Annotated in this window: 16 protein-coding genes; 11 read left to right on the forward strand and 5 right to left on the reverse strand. The window is 71.5% G+C overall.

The genetic code is table 11. From position 1 onward, the window contains the following. Positions 1–283: 283 nt before the first annotated feature. Positions 284–1,285, reverse strand: coding sequence for a LacI family DNA-binding transcriptional regulator (locus tag MRBLMI12_RS05550; RefSeq protein WP_363354597.1), 1,002 nt, complete (start codon positions 1,283–1,285; stop codon positions 284–286). Positions 1,286–1,436: 151 nt separating this feature from the next. Here MRBLMI12_RS05550 and MRBLMI12_RS05555 point away from each other — a divergent pair, with 151 nt between their 5' ends. The 3 genes from MRBLMI12_RS05555 to MRBLMI12_RS05565 all read left to right on the forward strand — a co-directional run bounded on the left by MRBLMI12_RS05555 (position 1,437) and on the right by MRBLMI12_RS05565 (position 4,029). Then, positions 1,437–2,375, forward strand: coding sequence for an oxygenase MpaB family protein (locus MRBLMI12_RS05555; protein ID WP_363354599.1), 939 nt, complete (start codon positions 1,437–1,439; stop codon positions 2,373–2,375). 212 nt (positions 2,376–2,587) lie between these two features. Further along, complete coding sequence (locus MRBLMI12_RS05560; protein WP_363354601.1) at positions 2,588–3,439, forward strand: NAD-dependent epimerase/dehydratase family protein; 852 nt, start codon at positions 2,588–2,590, stop codon at positions 3,437–3,439. Further along, a complete protein-coding gene (locus MRBLMI12_RS05565; RefSeq protein ID WP_363354603.1) occupies positions 3,436–4,029 on the forward strand; it encodes a DUF1992 domain-containing protein in 594 nt (197 codons plus the stop codon). The genes MRBLMI12_RS05560 and MRBLMI12_RS05565 overlap by 4 nt, the downstream gene beginning before the upstream one ends. 127 nt (positions 4,030–4,156) lie before the next feature. On the opposite strand, the gene MRBLMI12_RS05570 is transcribed toward MRBLMI12_RS05565, so the two are convergent. Continuing rightward, complete coding sequence (locus MRBLMI12_RS05570; protein ID WP_363354605.1) at positions 4,157–4,447, reverse strand: DUF4287 domain-containing protein; 291 nt, start codon at positions 4,445–4,447, stop codon at positions 4,157–4,159. Positions 4,448–4,460: 13 nt separating this feature from the next. Further along, the gene (locus MRBLMI12_RS05575; protein WP_363354607.1) at positions 4,461–4,844 is read right to left on the reverse strand and encodes a cupin domain-containing protein; all 384 of its coding nucleotides are present in this window, start codon (positions 4,842–4,844) and stop codon (positions 4,461–4,463) included. A 74-nt stretch (positions 4,845–4,918) separates the two neighbouring features. Between MRBLMI12_RS05575 and MRBLMI12_RS05580 the strand changes: the two genes are divergently transcribed. From MRBLMI12_RS05580 to MRBLMI12_RS05615, 8 genes are all read left to right on the forward strand, one after another. Further along, complete coding sequence (locus MRBLMI12_RS05580) at positions 4,919–5,908, forward strand: ArsR/SmtB family transcription factor (protein WP_363354609.1); 990 nt, start codon at positions 4,919–4,921, stop codon at positions 5,906–5,908. Positions 5,909–6,107: 199 nt separating this feature from the next. Further along, positions 6,108–7,355, forward strand: coding sequence for an MFS transporter (locus MRBLMI12_RS05585; RefSeq protein WP_363354611.1), 1,248 nt, complete (start codon positions 6,108–6,110; stop codon positions 7,353–7,355). Between the two features lie 312 nt (positions 7,356–7,667). Then, positions 7,668–8,645 carry an ABC transporter substrate-binding protein gene (locus MRBLMI12_RS05590; RefSeq protein WP_363354613.1) on the forward strand — a complete coding sequence of 326 codons (978 nt, stop codon included), beginning with the start codon at positions 7,668–7,670 and terminating at the stop codon, positions 8,643–8,645. 81 nt (positions 8,646–8,726) lie between these two features. Next, positions 8,727–10,259 (forward strand): sugar ABC transporter ATP-binding protein, encoded by a 1,533-nt coding sequence (locus MRBLMI12_RS05595; protein ID WP_404910943.1) that lies wholly within the window; start codon positions 8,727–8,729, stop codon positions 10,257–10,259. After that, positions 10,256–11,338, forward strand: a complete 1,083-nt coding sequence (locus MRBLMI12_RS05600; RefSeq protein WP_349428740.1) for an ABC transporter permease — start codon at positions 10,256–10,258, stop codon at positions 11,336–11,338. Before MRBLMI12_RS05595 ends, MRBLMI12_RS05600 begins: the two co-directional genes overlap by 4 nt. After that, positions 11,335–12,354: an ABC transporter permease subunit gene (locus MRBLMI12_RS05605; RefSeq protein WP_349428741.1), complete on the forward strand. Its 1,020-nt coding sequence runs from the start codon at positions 11,335–11,337 to the stop codon at positions 12,352–12,354. Before MRBLMI12_RS05600 ends, MRBLMI12_RS05605 begins: the two co-directional genes overlap by 4 nt. Before the next feature lie 49 nt (positions 12,355–12,403). After that, positions 12,404–13,933, forward strand: a complete 1,530-nt coding sequence (locus MRBLMI12_RS05610) for a sugar ABC transporter ATP-binding protein (RefSeq protein ID WP_363354617.1) — start codon at positions 12,404–12,406, stop codon at positions 13,931–13,933. Then, positions 13,930–14,961 (forward strand): LacI family DNA-binding transcriptional regulator, encoded by a 1,032-nt coding sequence (locus MRBLMI12_RS05615; protein WP_363354619.1) that lies wholly within the window; start codon positions 13,930–13,932, stop codon positions 14,959–14,961. The genes MRBLMI12_RS05610 and MRBLMI12_RS05615 overlap by 4 nt, the downstream gene beginning before the upstream one ends. Before the next feature lie 37 nt (positions 14,962–14,998). On the opposite strand, the gene MRBLMI12_RS05620 is transcribed toward MRBLMI12_RS05615, so the two are convergent. Together MRBLMI12_RS05620 and MRBLMI12_RS05625 are read right to left on the reverse strand one after the other, a co-directional pair. Continuing rightward, entirely contained in the window at positions 14,999–16,048 is a 1,050-nt protein-coding gene (locus MRBLMI12_RS05620; protein WP_363354621.1) for a potassium channel family protein, read from the reverse strand. 113 nt (positions 16,049–16,161) lie between these two features. After that, entirely contained in the window at positions 16,162–16,914 is a 753-nt protein-coding gene (locus MRBLMI12_RS05625; RefSeq protein WP_363354623.1) for a DUF1684 domain-containing protein, read from the reverse strand. Positions 16,915–16,926 lie beyond the last annotated feature (12 nt).

The raw sequence follows: 16,926 nt of genomic DNA on the forward strand, positions 1-16,926 counted from the left end.
GGGTGACGCCGCGCGCTACTGCTTGTGCTCCTGAGAACGGTACGGGTGCGAATGCCGCACACTGCCGAGCATCCGCCGCGGCGTCGGGTGCCGCGACGCGGCGGGATCAGGCCAGCGCGGTGCTCAGCGCGGCGGCGCCATGCTCAGCGCGGCGGCGCGGTGCTCAGCGCGGCGGCGCGGTGCTCAGCGCGGCGGCGCCATGCTCAGCGCGGCGGCGCGGTGCTCAGCGCAGCGGCGCCATGCTCAGCGCGGCGGCGCCATGCTCAGCGCGGCGGCGCAGTGCTCAGCGCGGCGGCGCGGTGGAGGCGCGCACGACGAGCCGGGGTGCGCCGGCGGCCGAGGGCCGCTCGCCGAGGACGGCCGCGACGGCTCGGCGCGCCTCCCCCGCCAGGTCGAGGCCCACCGTGGTGAGCGCCGGGCGGTAGAACGCGGCATCCGGATTGTCGTCGAACCCCACGATGCTCACGTCGCCCGGGACGTCGACTCCCGCTTCGCGCAGCCCCGCGATGAGGCCCAGCGCCATCTGGTCGTTGGCCGCCGCCACCGCGGTGGGCCCGCCCGGCGCCCGGACCGCCGCGGCGACGCGCCCGGCGAGCCCAGCACCGGCGGCGGCGGTCCAGTCGCCGCTCCAGTGCGGCTCGGCCTCCAGGCCCGCGCCCTCGAGCGCGCGTCGCATGCCCGCTTCGCGCGAGCGCGCCTCGAGCCATTCCTCGGGCCCGGCGACCCGGCCGATGCGGCGATGGCCGAACTCGATGAGGTGCGAGATGGCGAGGGCGGCGCCGGCCTCCTGCTGCTCGGCGCCCGGCCCGGTGTGCAGCGCGGCGATGGCGACCCCCGGGTGCGCACCGGTGAGGGCCGTCAGCGTCGCTGCGTGCGGTGCGAGCACGATGAGCCCGTCCACGCCCTGGCCGAGCAGCCGATCGGCCGCATCGCGGACGGATGCCTCGTCCGAGGCATCCGAGTACGCCGTCGCGATCCAGCGTCCGGCGTGGCGGGCGGCCGCCTCGAGCGCGGCGATGCCGACCGCGGGCCCGTACAGCGTCGCATCGGAGGCGATGACTCCCAGGGTGCGGGTCGTGCGGGTGCCCAGGGTGCGTGCGGCGTTGTTGACCCGGTAGCCGAGCGCGGCGATCGCCTGCAGCACGCGGTCGCGGGTCTCCGGCCGGATGTTCGGATGCTCGTTGATGACGCGCGACACCGTCTGCGTCGACACGCCGGCGACCCGCGCCACGTCGCGCACGCCCACGCGGGTGGGATCGGCGGGCAGCGGCCTCGTGTCGTCCATGGCGCACACCCTATCCGCGCAGCGGCACCCCTGCGGACTCGGGCGATCCTCAGCGACTCGGCTCGTGCGGGCAGCCGAGTCGCAGTCAATGCGCCGACCCGCGCACCGACGAACCCGCCGCGGTTCGCCGTGTCGGTGGCACGCTGGAGTCATGGGTGCACGCTCTCCGAAGACGCGCCGGCCGACGCTGCGCGCGCGGCTGCTGACCGCCCTCGCCGGCGACCCCGATGGCACGCCGCCCTGGGTGCGGGCCCTCGCCGAGGGCGACGACGCCGGGTACTTCGCCGACGGCGGCGCCGTATGGACGGTGCACGCGGGCACGGGAACGTTCGTCGCCGGCATCCGGGCGCTGCTCATCCAGGCGCTGCACCCGGGCGCGATGGCGGGCGTCCACGACTTCTCGCGCTACCGGGACGATCCGATCGGGCGCCTCACGGGCACCGTCCGGTGGATCATCTGCGTCACCTACGGCTCGACCGCACAGGCCGCGCGAGAGACACAGCGCGTTGCGCGGCTGCACGAGCGGGTGGAGGGCTCGTACGAGTCCGCCGCGGGCGAGCGCGCCTATTCGGCGGCCGACGCCGACCTCGTCGAGTGGGTGCACCTCGCCTTCACGGAGGCGTTCCTCGGTGCGCACCAGCGGTGGGGCGGACCGATCCCGGGCGGTCCCGACGCGTACGTCCGGGAGTGGGCGCAGGCCGGGCGCCTCATGCGCCTGGAGAACCCCCCGCTGACCGAGGCCGAGCTGCTCGCGCGGATGGACGGGTTCTTCGCCCGCGGCGAGCTCCGCCGCGACGAGCGCGTGGACGACGTGGTGCGGTTCCTCCGCGCGGCGCCCTTCACGGGCGTCATGCGCATCGCCTACCGGGTGCTGTTCGCGGCGGCCGTCGCCAGCCTGCCGCGCAGCTACCGGCGCCTGCTCGGACTGCGCCGGTCTCCGCTTCCCGTGGTGACCCTCACGAGGATCGTGCTCGCGGTGTCGGCGAAGGCGCTCGAGGAAGGCCCGCGCGCGCAGGATTTCGCCCGGCAGCGGCTCCGCCGGCTCAGCGGCACCCCGTCGGCGACCCCCGGTGCGACCGCCGCGCACTGACGTCATGCCGCGCCCCGGCCGCCCGGGCTACCCCGCCGCCCGGCTACCCCGCCGCCCGGCCGCCCCGCCGCCCAGCTGCCCAGCTGCCCCGCACCCCGGCCGCCTCGGCGCTCCGGCTACCCCGCCGCCCGGCTACCCCGCCGCCCGGCTGCCCCGGCCACTCCGGCGGCCCCGGCCGCCCCGGCAGCCCGGCGCAGTGGCAGGCTGGTGTCATGCGCATCGCACTCACCGGCTCATCCGGAAAGCTCGGCACCGTGGTCGCCCGCGAACTGCGCGCGGCCGGCCACGACGTCCTCGGCATCGACGTCGTCGGCACCCGCGGCCCCGATTTCGTCCAGGTCGACCTCACCGACTACGGCCAGGTCGTCGACGCCCTGACCGCGGTGGGCGATCGCCACGACGGGTTCGACGCGGTCGTGCACCTCGGTGCCATCCCGGCCCCCGGCATCCGCTCCGACGTCGCGACCTTCCACAACAACATGAACGCGACGTTCAACGTGTTCTGGGCGGCCGTGAGGCTCGGCATCCGTCGCATCGTCTACGCGTCGAGCGAGACCGTCCTCGGCCTGCCGTTCGACGTGCCGCCGCCGTACATCCCCGTAGACGAGGAGTACCCGCCCCGACCCGAGTCGGTGTACTCGCTCGTGAAGACGCTCGAGGAGCGCATGGCCGTCGAACTCGTGCGGTGGCACCCCGAGCTGTCGATCACCGGCCTGCGGTTCTCGAACGTGATGGTGCCGGAGGACTACGAGGCCTTCCCCTCGTACGACGCCGACGCGCGCCAGCGCAAATGGAACCTGTGGGGCTACATCGACGCCCGCGACGGCGCCCAGGCCGTAGAGCGCGCGCTCGAGGTCGCCCGTCCCGGCTTCGAGACGTACATCATCGCCGCCGCCGACACCGTGATGTCGCGGCCCAACGCCGAGCTCGTCGCCGAGGTCTTCCCCGGCGTGCCGACCCGCGAGTTCGGCGAGCACGACACCCTGCTCTCGATCGACAAGGCCCGGCGTCTGCTCGGGTACGACCCGCAGCACTCGTGGCGGGATCACATCTCGGGCTCATGACCGAGGGGCCGCGCGAAGCCGCCGAGCGCTACCGCTTCGAGAAGTGGCAGCGCGAGCAGGGCTACACATCGGACGAAGAGGATGCCGCGGATGCCGCCGCACCGCCGGCACGGGGCTTCTCGGCGGCCGAGCGGGCTGCGGTCGTCGAGAACTCGATCCAGCAGGCGATCCGGCGGGGAGAGTTCGACGACCTGCCCGGTGCGGGCAAGCCGATCCCCGGACTCGGCGCCACGCATGATCCGGACTGGTGGATCCGCCGGAAGATCGAGACCGAGAAGCTCACCGGGCTCGGCCCGCCGGCTCTGAGACTTCGGGTGGAGGACGCCGAACTCGACGCCCGGCTCGACGCGCTGTCGCGCGAGGACGAGGTGCGGGAGGCCATCGAGGACTTCAACCGTCGCATCATCGAGGCCCGGCGGCAGCTGCAGGGCGGCCCGCCGGTCGTGACGCCCACCCGCGACGTCGACGCCGAAGTGGCGGCGTGGCGCGAGCGACGCAGCGCACGCGTCGCAGCGCAGGCGCAGGCGGATGCGGAGGATGCCGCGGCGCGGCGTCGTCACCCCTGGTGGCGGCGCCGCGGGCGCGGGTAGCGCCAGCGCCGCGGCGCGGGTAGCCGCGGTACGCGTTCTCTGCCGGTTCGGGGCGCGTCGTGAGCGTGCGGGGCGCGCGCGGTGCGCCCCAGCTGTACGCGGCGCGCCCCGAACCGGACGGAGGCGGTCAGGGGTGGGGGTTCGTCGCCTTGCCGTCGAGCCACAGCATGTTCGACGGATCCGAGTGGGCGGTGCCGGTGCCGACGTGCTTGTCGCTGATCTGCGGACCCTTGGTGATGACGTGGACGAGGGCCATCGCGTGCCCGCGGCCGAGGCCGTAGTCGGCGGCGAGCCACTCGACGATCGGCGTGGCCTTCGTGCTCTCGTCGAAGCCATTCTCGTGCGCGAGATCGACGAACTGGCGCGGCGTGAGGCCGGTCTTCGCCTCGATGTTGTCGAGGTATGCCTGGAATGTCATGAACCGGATCCAATCAGTCGCTGGTGGGAATGTCGATCACGCCGGGTTCGTCCTGCCACTCCTGGATGATGCGGTCCGATGCGTGGATGCACAGCATGCGCAGGCGGCCGCTGCCCGAGTTCTTGAATTGGTGCCAGGCGCCGGCAGGGGCCGTGGCCGTATCGCCGGCGACGGCATCCAATGTCTCGCCGTCGATCGTGATGCGGGCCTCGCCCTCGAGCAGCACCCAGGTCTCGGCGTAGGGGTGGCGATGGATGTCGGGACCCTGCCCGGGCTCGGTGTCGACGAAGAAGTACGACACGGCAGCGCCGTGCTCGGCGCCGATGAAACGGCGCAGGCTGCCCGTGCCGACGACGAGGTCGGCGGCGGGGACGATGGCCGGAATGGTGGTGGTCATGAGGTGCTCCGTCCGCTAGCTGTTGGTGTGGCTTCAGCCTCCTCGCCGTCCACGAGTCGGCCTATAGTTTCGATGTGGATCGAAAGTTCGTCGACTTCCAGCTCGCGCCGGACGACCTCACCGCGATCCGGTTCGGCGTCTCGCCCGGCCACGAACTGTGTCACGCGGTGCGCGCGCTGCTCCGGCCCGACGAGTACCCGCTGCAGTGGGGATGGATGCGGGCCACCCGCAGCGCGATCCCGCGCGAGGACTTCGAGGTGCTCGCGCTGCTGATCCGCGACGAGGGCTACTTCCCCGACTTCTTCACGACCACTCCGACGTGGGAGCTCACGCCCGAGGCGGAGGCGGAGCGGCTGCATGACATCGACGACGAGCGCTTCCGCGTCGACATGACCAAAGTGCTCGTGCGCACCGAGGGCGCCCGTCAGGCCGCCGTGCAGCGCATGCTGGACCAGCCCGACCGCGCCCGGGCCGTGATCGCGGAGGCGTGGCTGTCGGTCTGGAACGCCGGCGTCGCCCCGGTGTGGACGCAGCTGGAGCGGCTGCTCCGCGCCGACATCGCGGTGCGGTCGCGGCGCATCGCCGAGAGCGGCATCGGCGCCATGATCCAGACGCTGCACGATCGCGTCGCGTGGACCGACGGGGCGGTGCGCGTCACGATGCGGATCTGGAGCGAGGTCGTCGACTGCCGCGGCAGCGGACTGGTTCTGGTGCCTTCGGTGATGGGCACCTCGGGGTGCAACGTGCTCACCGAGCCGCCCGCGCAGCCGACCCTGTTCTACCCGGCCCAGGGAGTGACGGCGACGTGGGCACGCGACTCCGCCGACGCGACCACGGCCCTCGGCGCCCTGCTGGGGCCGGCGCGCGCCCGCATCCTGCTCGACGCGCACGAGCCGAGGACGACCTCCCAGGTCGCGCGCGACACCGCCCTCGCGGTCTCCACCGCGTCGCACCACCTGACCGTGCTGCGCGATGCGGGCCTCCTGGCGAGCACGCGCGAAGGCGCACGCGTGCTGCACCGCCGCACGCCCCTCGGCGAGGCGATGGTCGGCGCAGTGCTCTGACGAGCACCACCGGCCGCCGGCACACCACCGGCCGCTGACGCCCCGCCCCCGGCGAGACCGGCAGCCAGGCCCCGCTCAGGTGGCATCGGTAGACTGGCCGGGCCATCCTCGATGTGCATCTACCTGTCTGCGGCCCTCTCCGCTGCGGACAAGGCGGCACGCAATGCCGCCATCTGCGGCCGGAAAGCCCCGAACCACGATGCACACGACACTCACCGATGCGCGACAGCGCCCTGCGCGCACCGCCCCGCGCCCGAGCCTCATCCGCGAGGCCGGCTACGCGTACTTCCCCATCGCGCTGATCGCGCGCCTGCCGTTCGCGATGATGGTGGTCGGCATCCTGACGCTCGTCGTATCGGCGCGCGGATCGCTCGCCCTCGGCGGTGCCACGAGCGCGATGACCGGCCTCGGCACCGCGCTCGTGGGGCCCCTCTTGGGTGCCGCGGCCGACCGCTTCGGCCAGCGCCGCGTGCTGCTGATCGCCGGCGCAGCCAACAGCGTCATGCTCGCGACCTTCGCGTGGCTGGCCTTCGCACCGGTGCCGGATGCCGCGCTGCTCGCGGTCGCCTTCTTCATCGGCGCGTCGATGCCGCAGGTCGCACCCCTCTCGCGGAGCCGCCTGGTCGGCATCATCGGGCGGGCGTACCCGAAGGAGCGCCGCACGCCCGTCGTGAACGGCGCGATGGCATACGAGTCCGCGGCGGACGAGATCGTGTTCGTCTTCGGCCCGGTCATCGTCGGCCTGCTCGCGACGACACTGAACCCTGCGGCACCGGTGATCGGCGCCGCCGTGCTGGGCCTGGTCTTCGTGACCGCGTTCGCGCTGCATCCGACCGCCGCGAAGGCGACGGCATCCGCAGGAGGCGTCCGCCCCGCGCAGGCGCCGCTCGGTGAGCTCTTCCGCGCTCGCGTCTTCGCGCCCGTCGTGGGCGCACTCGGCATGGGTCTGTTCTTCGGCGCCATGCTGACCTCGCTCACGGCGTTCATGGCCGAGCGCGGCGTGCCCGAGCAGGCCGGCCTCGTCTACGGGGCGATGGGCATCGGATCCGCGGCGCTCGCCCTCGGCGTCGCGCTCTTCCCAGCCCGCTTCAGCCTGCGGGCACGGTGGCTGACGTTCGCGGCGATCCTCGTTGCCGGAGCCGCCCTGCTGCCCTTCGTCGGCACGGTCGGCGCGATGGCGATCTGCCTGCTCGTGATCGGTGTGGGCATCGGGCCGACGCTCGTGACCCAGTACAGCCTCGCGGCCGCCTTCAGCCCCCGCGGACGCTCGGCGACCGTCATGACGATGCTCGGCTCGGCCGTCGTCGTCGGGCAGTCCGCCGCATCGGCCGTCACCGGTCTCGTGGCCGACACCTCGGGGGCGGCGACTGCCCTCGTCGCTCCGCTGGTCGCCGCCGCCGTGGTCCTCGGGGCGGGCGTATGGAACGCGGTCGCTTCGCGACACTGACGCCGAGGCGTCCCGGCCGACAGGTGTCCTCCGCGGGGCGCGTTGTGAACGCGCTCATGTGCTCCGACAGAGACCACGACGGCGTCGGCTGACGCTGCGCGACGGATGTGATCCCTCACTTTCGCGAAGTTGCGCGAGATTTCGCGATCTCAGGACCCGCACAAACTCCCGCGTTACGCAAATGTTACCGCTCACATCTTGTGCTACCCCCGAATGTGAAGGCTAACATTCAGGCGGACGGGCGGCATGGGTGCGGCCCGGTGCACAGTGATACCGGCGTCGATGCCGGACCCGAACGAGGAGGTTTTGGGAATGAAGAACAGGATTCTCGCCGGTGCAGCGCTTCTGGGAGCGATGGCACTGGTGGCCACAGGCTGCGCGAGCTCGGGCAACGGCGCCGGCGCCGGTGGCGACGAGCTCGTGACGGTCGGCTTCGCGCAGACCGGTTCCGAGTCGGGCTGGCGGAGCGCCAACACCGAGTCGATGAAGGAGGCGTTCTCCGAGGACAACGGCTTCGAGCTCATCTTCAACGCCGCCGACAACGACCCGGCGGCGCAGATCGCGGCGGTCCGCGATTTCATCAGCCGGGGCGTCGACGCGATCGTCATCGCCCCGATCGTGGAGGACGGGTGGGACGACGTGCTCCAGGAGGCGTCGGATGCCGGCATCCCGGTCGTGCTGGAAGACCGCACGGTCACCTCATCCGACGATCTCTTCGCCAGCTGGGTCGGCCTCGACTTCAAGAAGGAGGGCGTGACCGCCGGCGAGTGGGCGGCCGAGAACTTCGCCGACACTCCGACGAAGATGGTCGTGCTCGAGGGCACCACGGGCTCCGCGCCTGCGAACGACCGCGCCGAGGGATTCAACGAGGCGATCGAGGGCACGGCCATCGAGACGATCGACTCGCAGACCGGCGACTTCACGCGCGACGGCGGCAAGACGGTCATGGAGGGCTTCCTTCAGAAGTACGGCGTGGACGGCATCGACCTTCTGTACGCGCACAACGACGACATGGCGCTGGGCGCGATCGAAGCGATCGAAGCGGCAGGCGGCGTACCCGGCGAGGACATCAAGATCATCTCGATCGACGCGGTGCATGACGGCATGCAGGCCCTCGTCGACGGCAAGATCAACTTCATCGTGGAGTGCAACCCGCTGCTCGGCGAGCTCGCCGCGGGCCTCGTGACCGACGTCCTCGACGGCAAGGACGTCGAGAAGGAGGTCTACGTCGAGGACCAGTCCTTCACGCAGGAGCAGGCCGCCGAGGTCATCGACTCCCGCGCGTACTGATCCCCGTCCCCGCGTCCGTCGGGGATCGGCTGAGGCCGATCCCCGACGGACGTCGGACTCGACACGAAAGCACGGATGCGCATGACCGTCAACGAAGACACCCCCGCCGTCGCGATGCGGGGCATCACCATCAGCTTCCCCGGCGTCCTCGCCCTCGATCACGTCGACTTCACGCTGCGCCGCGGTGAGATCCACTCCCTCATGGGCGAGAACGGCGCCGGGAAGTCGACTCTCATCAAGGCCCTGACCGGGGTGTACCAGATCGACAGCGGCACGATCGCCGTCGACGGCGAGGAGCGGGTGTTCTCGGCGACCGCGGACGCGCAGGCAGCGGGGATCTCCACCGTCTACCAGGAGGTCAACCTCTGCGCCAACCTCTCGGTCGGCGAGAACGTGATGCTCGGGCACGAGCCGAGAGGCCGCGCGGGCATCGACTGGAAGGCCGTCCACCGGCTCGCCGCCCAGCACCTCGCGGGCCTCGGCCTCACGATCGACACGCGCTCGATCCTCTCGAGCCATTCCATCGCCATCCAGCAGCTCGTCGCGATCAGCCGCGCCATGGTGCTCGACGCCAGGGTGCTCATCCTCGACGAGCCGACCTCGAGCCTCGACCGCGGCGAGGTCGAGCGCCTGTTCGCGGTCATCCGAGAGCTCCGCGACCACGGCGTCGCGATCCTGTTCGTCAGCCACTTCCTCGACCAGGTCTACGAGATCTCCGACCGCATCACGGTGCTGCGCAACGGCCGGCTCGTCGGAGAGCACATCGCGACGGATCTGCCGCGCGACAGCCTCGTGAGCCAGATGATCGGGCGCGAGCTCGACGAGCTCGCCGCCATCTCGCGCACCGCCGACCGCGTCATCGACCGCTCTGCGGCGCCGGTGCTGCGCGCCACCGGAGTCGGACGCAGAGGGATGCTGGAGCCCAGCGACCTCGACATCTACGAGGGCGAGGTCGTCGGCCTCGCCGGGCTCCTCGGCTCGGGCCGCACCGAGCTCGTGCGACTGCTGTACGGCGCCGACAAGGCCGACTCGGGAACCGTCGAGATGGGCGGTCGGCCCGCACGTCTCACCTCGCCCCGCCACGCGATCGACCATCGCATCGCGTTCTCCTCCGAGGACCGCCGCGCCGAAGGGGTCATCGCCGACCTGACGGTCGCCGAGAACATCGTGCTCGGCATCCAGGCGAAGCGGGGATGGATGCGCCCGGTGCGCCGCGCGGAGCGCGACCAGGTGGTCTCGGAGTACATCTCGGCACTCGGAGTCCGGCCGGCCGACCCGGACATGCTGGTGCGCAATCTGTCGGGCGGCAACCAGCAGAAGGTGCTGCTCGCCCGATGGCTGGCGACCGCGCCGCAGCTGATCATCCTCGACGAGCCCACCCGCGGCATCGACGTCGGGGCGAAGGCCGACATCCAGCGCAAGGTCGCCGAGCTCTCGGCGCAGGGGCTCTCGGTCATCTTCATCTCATCGGAGCTCGAAGAAGTGCTTCGATTGGCACAGCGAGTCGTCGTCATGCGCGATCGACGCCGCATCGGCGAGCTGGACTCCAGCACCGTCGACCTCGATCTGCTCATCGACTACATCGCCAACGAGGGCGAGGGGAGCGCAGCGTGAAGAAGCTCGTCACACACCGGCTGTTCTGGCCGGTCGCGGCCCTGCTCGCACTGATCGTGGTCAACACGATCGCGCGGCCGCAGTTCATCAGCATCACCGTGCGCGACGGCCAGCTGTACGGAGCGCTCATCGACATCCTCCGCAACAGCGCGCCGCTCATGCTCGTGGCCCTCGGCATGACGATCGTCATCGCCACCCGGGGCATCGACCTCTCGGTCGGCGCCATCATGGCCGTCTCAGGCGCGGTGGCGCTGACGATCATCGACACCTCCGGCGATCCGGGCAGCGGCGCCACCGTCGCCGTCGCGCTCCTGGTCGGCATCCTGGTGGCCCTCGTCCTGGGCGTGTGGAACGGCTTCCTCATCGCGGTGCTGGGCATCCAGCCGATCATCGCGACCCTCGTGCTCATGCTCGCGGGCCGCGGCGTGGCTCTGCTCATCACCGACGGGTTCATCACCACGGTCACCAGCGCGCCCTACAAGTTCATCGCGACGGGCTACGTCATCGGACTCCCGTTCGCCCTGTTCATCTCCATCGCGGCGATCGCGGTCATCGCACTGCTCGAGCGGCGCACCGCGCTCGGCGTGCTCACGGAGTCCGTCGGCATCAACCCCGAGGCGAGCCGGCTGGCGGGCGTCCGCGCCCGCGGGATCGTCTTCGGCGCCTACGCCGCGAGCGGCGTGCTGGCCGGCATGGCGGGTGTCCTCTACAGCTCGAACATCATGGCTGCCGACGCGAATGCCGCGGGGCTGTACATCGAGCTCTATGCGATCCTCGCCGTCGTGCTGGGCGGCACATCGCTCATGGGAGGCAAGTTCACCATCGCGGGCACGGTCGTCGGCGTCCTCACGATCCAGACGCTCGAGTCCACCATCCTGTTCCTCGGCGTGCCGTCGGCGCAGGCGCCCGTGTTCTTCGCAGCGGTCGTCATCGTGGTCGTCCTCGTCCAGTCGCCGCGGCTGCACCGGTTCGCCCGCGGGCTGATCGCCTCGCGCCGCTCCGGCGGCGGCGGTCCGAGCACGCCCGCACCCACACCCTCGACCACGACGGAGCCGACGAAGGCGGAGGCGGTCCGATGACCACGACGACTCAGACCGAGGCCGGGCGCCCGACGCTCGGCGCCCGCTATGCGACCTTCCTGAGCCGTCACTCGTCGCTCATGCCGACGTTCGCGGCCATCGTGATCCTGATCGTGCTCCTCGTGGGCGCGCAGTTCGCGTTCGGCAACTTCATCACGCCTCGGAACCTCTCGGCGCTGCTGCTGAACAACGCCTACCTGCTGATCCTCGCCGTCGGCCTGACGTTCGTGATCCTGACGGGCGGCATCGACCTGTCGGTCGGGTCCGTGATGGCGTTCACCGGCATCCTGTGCGCGAAGCTGCTGGCCGAGGGGCTCCCCGCGATCGTGGCGATTCCGCTCATGCTGCTCGGCGGCGCCGCGATCGGCCTGCTGATAGGCGTGCTCGTGCACTACTTCGACGTGCAGCCGTTCATCGCCTCACTCGCCGGCCTGTTCCTGGCTCGCGGCCTCGCGTTCGTCGTCAGCCTGTCGTCGATCCGCGTCGAGGACCCCGCGGTGCTGTGGCTGCAGCGCACTCGGCTCACGGTGGGCGACTGGTACCTGACGCCCACCGGCATCCTCGCCCTCCTCATCGTCGCAATCGGCGTCTTCGTCACGCAGTGGACGCGCTTCGGCCGCACGATCTACGCCATCGGCGGCAACGAGCAGTCGGCTCGGCTGATGGGCCTTCCGGTGGCGCGGACGAAGATCCTCGTCTACGTGATCAGCGGCGTCTGCGGCGGCCTCGCGGGCCTCGTCCTCACGGCCTACTCCGGCGCCGGCTACCCGCTCAACGGCGTCGGCACCGAGCTCGACGCGATCGCCGCGGTGGTCATCGGCGGCACGCTCCTCACGGGCGGGTCCGGCTATGTGATCGGCTCGATGATCGGCGTGCTCGTGTACGGCGTGATCAAGACCATCATCGCGTTCATGGGCGCGGAGCAGTCGTGGACCCGCATCATCATCGGCGGGCTGCTGCTGGTGTTCATCGTCGTGCAGCGGTTCATCGTCACCCGGTCCGACCGTCGCCGATGACCCGAGTGCCATGAGAGGACCCGTTCGCGTCGCACGACATAATGGCGTGATGGACGAGCGGCGTCCGCTCATGGAACTCACCGGGGCGACGGTAAGGTTCGGCGCGGAGACCGCGCTCGACGACGTGCGCTTCCGCGTCTTCCCCGGCGAGGTGCACTCGCTCATGGGAGAGAACGGCGCCGGCAAGTCGACGCTCATCAAGGCCCTCACCGGGGCGCTGCACCTCGACATCGGACGCATCGAGCTCGACGGGCACCCCGTCCGGTTCGGAACACCGGCCGACGCGCTGCGCGCGGGGATCAGCACGGTCTACCAGGAGATCGACCTGCTGCCGAATCTCACCGTGGCCGAGAACATCTGCCTCGGCCGCGAGCCGCGCCGCTTCGGCACGATCCACTGGTCGGCGATGCGCGAGCGCGCTGCCGAGGTGCTCTCGGGACTCGGGCTGACGATCGATCCGGCGTCGATGCTCGGCAGCCACTCGCTCGCCGTCCAGCAGCTCGTCGCCATCGCGCGGGCGATCTCGATCGACGTGCGGGTGCTCGTGCTGGACGAGCCCACCTCGAGCCTCGACATCGACGAGGTGGCCGAGCTCTTCCGCGTCATGCGCGACCTCAAGGAGCGCGGCGTCGCGATCATCTTCATCTCCCACTTCCTCGACCAGGTCTACGAGATCGCCGACCGCATCACCGTCCTCCGGGGTGGCCGGCTCGTCGGCGAGTACCTGCCGACGGAGCTGCTGCGCATAGACCTCGTCGAGAAGATGCTGGGGCGCAGCCTCTCGGACCTCGGCACACGCGATCGCGTCGACGCCGCCCCGGAGGCGGCATCCGCTCTGCTCAACGCTCACGGCGTGACGGTCTCTCCCGGCATCGCCGACGCCGACGTCGCGCTGCATGAGGGCGAGGTGCTCGGGCTGGCGGGACTCCTCGGCTCAGGGCGGACCGAGCTGGCGCGCGCGATCACCGGAGCCGACCGGCTGGACGCGGGGATCATCACGATCAGCGGCGGCCGCGTGGAGCCGAGAAGCCCTCGCGAGGCGATCGCGTTCGGCATCGTCTACTCGTCGGAGAACCGCCGCACCGAGGGCATCATCAGCGAGCTCAGCGTGCAGGACAACATCACCCTCGCGCTGCAGGCGGAGCGAGGCGTGTTCCGGCGCATGCGGGATCAGCGCCGCCGGGAACTCGCGATGAGCTGGATCGAGGCGCTCGACATCCGGCCGGCCGACCCGGACCGCCCCGCGGGCACGCTATCCGGCGGCAACCAGCAGAAGGTGCTGCTGGCACGACTGCTCGCGCTCTCACCGCGCGTGCTCGTCCTCGACGAGCCGACGCGCGGCATCGACGTCGGCGCCAAGGTCGAGATCCAGAACCTCGTGGGCGAGCTCGCCGACAACGGGCTGTCGGTGATGTTCATCTCGGCGGAGCTCGAGGAGGTGCTGCGCGTCGCCAGCCGCGTCGCGATCCTGCGCGGCGGCCGCGTGGTCGACACGCTGCCGTCCGACTCGCTCACCGTCGAGTCCCTCATGGCGCTCGTCGCACAGGCCGACGATGCCGATGAGGAGGGAGTGCGGTGACCGACGAGAAGCAGGCGCGCTCCGCGAACATCTTCGACGTGGCCCGGCTCGCGGGCGTCTCGCACCAGACGGTCTCGCGGGTGCTCAACGACCTGCCCAACGTCCGCCCCGCCACACGCGCACGGGTGGAGCAGGCGATCGCGCAGCTGCGGTACAGCCCCTCCCCCGCCGCCCGCGCCCTCGTCACCCGCCGCACCCGAACGATCGGGCTCGTCGCGCCAGGGGTCTCGGACTACGGCCCGACGTCGGTGGCCACGGCCTTCAACTTCGCGGCCCGGGCGGAGCGCTACAGCGTCGAGACGGTGAGTGCTCTCGATCCCGACCCTGCCGCCGTGCGAGAGGTGATCGAGTCTCTGCTCCGCCAGCGCGTCGACGCGATCGTGCTCATCGTCGTCGACATCGGCGTGCTCGAGGTCGTGCGGGGCCTCGATCTCAGCATCCCGGTGGTCGCCGCCGCCGCGACCGCGCGCCGGAGCCCCCTCATCGTCTCGATCGATCAGTACCGCGGCGCCCGCTCGGCTGTCCGACACCTCGCCGAGCTCGGCCATACGCGCATCCTCCACCTCGCCGGGCCGCAGCGCGCTCCGGATGCCGTGGAGCGCATCCGCGGCTGGCGCGACGAGCTGGGGTCGCGCCGCCTCGAGGTCGTCGAGCCGCGGCACGGCGACTGGTCCGCCGCGAGCGGGTACCGGCTGGGCGCCGATCTCGACATCGGCCCCGGGGCGGCGGTGTTCGCATCGAACGACCACATGTCGATCGGTCTGCTGTCAGCGCTGCGCGAGCGCGGGCTGCGCGTCCCCGAGGACGTCAGCGTGGTCGGCTTCGACGACGTGCCCGAGGCGGGCTACCTCTACCCGGCGCTCACCACCGTGCGCCAGGACTTCGCGAGCCTCGGCGAGCTCATGATGCAGAAGGTGCTCATCGCGGTGGAGGAGCCCGACAGCGTCACCGAGGACACGCCGCTGCCCACGCATCTGATCGTGCGCAACTCGACCCGGCCGCAGGGCCCCCGCACCGTCGGCGGCTGAGCGCCTCTCCCCTTCGTGGAGGCCCGCCCGCCGGGCGCTACGGCGTGGCGCCGGCGAGCAGCCGCCGCATCTCGGCCATCGCCTCCTCGGACTGCGCCAGGAGGGCGCGAAGCCGCTCGGCAGTCTCGCCCGGGTCGGTGGGCATCTCGTCGGCGGCCGCGACCGGTGGAACGTCCGCGCCGCCTTCCGCCGTAGCGGCGGCGGCCGAGACACCGGCGTTCACGGCACCCGCCGCGGCACCGGCGGCGACCCCCTTCGCCGCGTGGCGCGCGATCGACGGCTGCGCGGTCTCCGCAGCCGGCGCCCCCGCGGTGGCTGCGTCGGACTCCTCGTCGCCCGGATCGGCGAGCGCGGCATCCGTCTCCGCAGCCTCGGCTCCGCCCCTGCCCGGCCCGAGGAACAGGTTGGCCAGGTAACCGGTGAAGGTGCCGAAGATGCCGACGCCGACCACGATGATGAGTGTGCCGATGAGCCGGCCGGCATTGGTGACCGGGTACTGATCGCCGTAGCCGACGGTCGAGATCGTGACGAGGGTGTACCAGAGCGCGTCGGAGGCCGTCGTGATATTGGCTCCGTCCGCGTGCTCCTCGACCGCCAGGATCGTGATGCTCCCGAATTGCAGCACGAGCACGCCCATCAGCAGCAGCGTCATCAGCGCGCTGTTGGCGCGGTCATGGATGAGCGTCGCCCAGACCGTCCGCGGACCGAGGTCGCGCAGGAGCCGGAAGACGCGCAGCAGACGGAACAGGCGGAGGATCTTGAACTGCGGGAATGGCAGGCTCGCCAGCAGATCGGCCCAGCCGAAGCCGCGGAAGAAGTAGCGCCCCGCCGACGGCGCGGTCGAGATCCGGTAGATGAAGTCGCCCAGGAAGATCGCGCTGAACAGGGCGTTCATCACCGACAGCACGAGTTCGACCGCGTTGTCGCCCGCGATCACGTAGACGAGCACCAGGTTGACGATCGACAGGATCGAAAGCGCGCCGATGAAGATCTCGTACGCGGTGTTCTTCAGCTCGGAGCGCGCCGCGGCGCGCAGCCGGGCGCGCTCACGAGAGCGTTCGCGGATCTCGGAGAGGGAACGGGCCATGTCGGCTCCTCGGATCGGGCCATGCCGGACACCCTCCGGCTGAGGCCCCATTGTCCTCGTACCGATCCCCGCCGCGCGACCGGCTCGTCGCGGTCGCGCGAGGTCGACCGTGCTCAGTCCAGGACTGTCGCGCGCTCCCCCGCCTCGACCCGGACGGCGAGACGGTTGCCTGCCGGCGGCAGCGGGCACACGTAGTGGTCGCTGAACGCGCACGGCGGCAGGTAGGCGTTGTTGAAGTCGACGGTGACCGACCCGTCGGCGGCCGGCGCGTCGATCTCGAGGAACCGGAAGCGGTAGGCGTCGACGTTGCTCGTGGCATCCGCGATCACGGCGCTCAGACCGGACGACGGATCGCCGGTGACCGTCAGCTCCACGGGCGCGCCGCCCACCTCGAGGGCGATCGTGCCGACCGCGGGCTCTTCCCGCTCGTACCCGTCGACGCTGCGGATGACGTTGATCTGTCCTTCGGGCGCGGGGTGGAACACACCGGTGAGCGCCCACGCGTCGTCATGAGGGAACGACAGGATGCCGCGCAGCCGCGTGCGCCCGGGAACCTCGGGGTCGAACACGCGCAGCGCCGGTGCGCCCTCGCGGCTGATCGCCTTCAGCCGCAGGCGTCCGACGTCAAGGTGCTCTCCAGGTGCCAACACGATCTCGTCGCGTGGGGCGTCCGCCGCCTGTGCGCGCAGACCCGTGCCGACCACCCGGTCGTGCACCGCGCGCCAGAGGCCCGGTGCGCCGTCGTACGCGCGGGGCTCGGCATCCAGCCAGTGCGTGTGGCGCAGCGCGGCGACGCCGTGCGTGGACGACACGGCGTGCCAGCGGGCGTCGGTCACGGTGTCGGGGGTACTCGTGGGGAGGGTCATGCGGGTCCTTCG

This window comes from Microbacterium sp. LMI12-1-1.1, assembly GCF_040676455.1.
Lineage (GTDB): Bacteria > Actinomycetota > Actinomycetes > Actinomycetales > Microbacteriaceae > Microbacterium.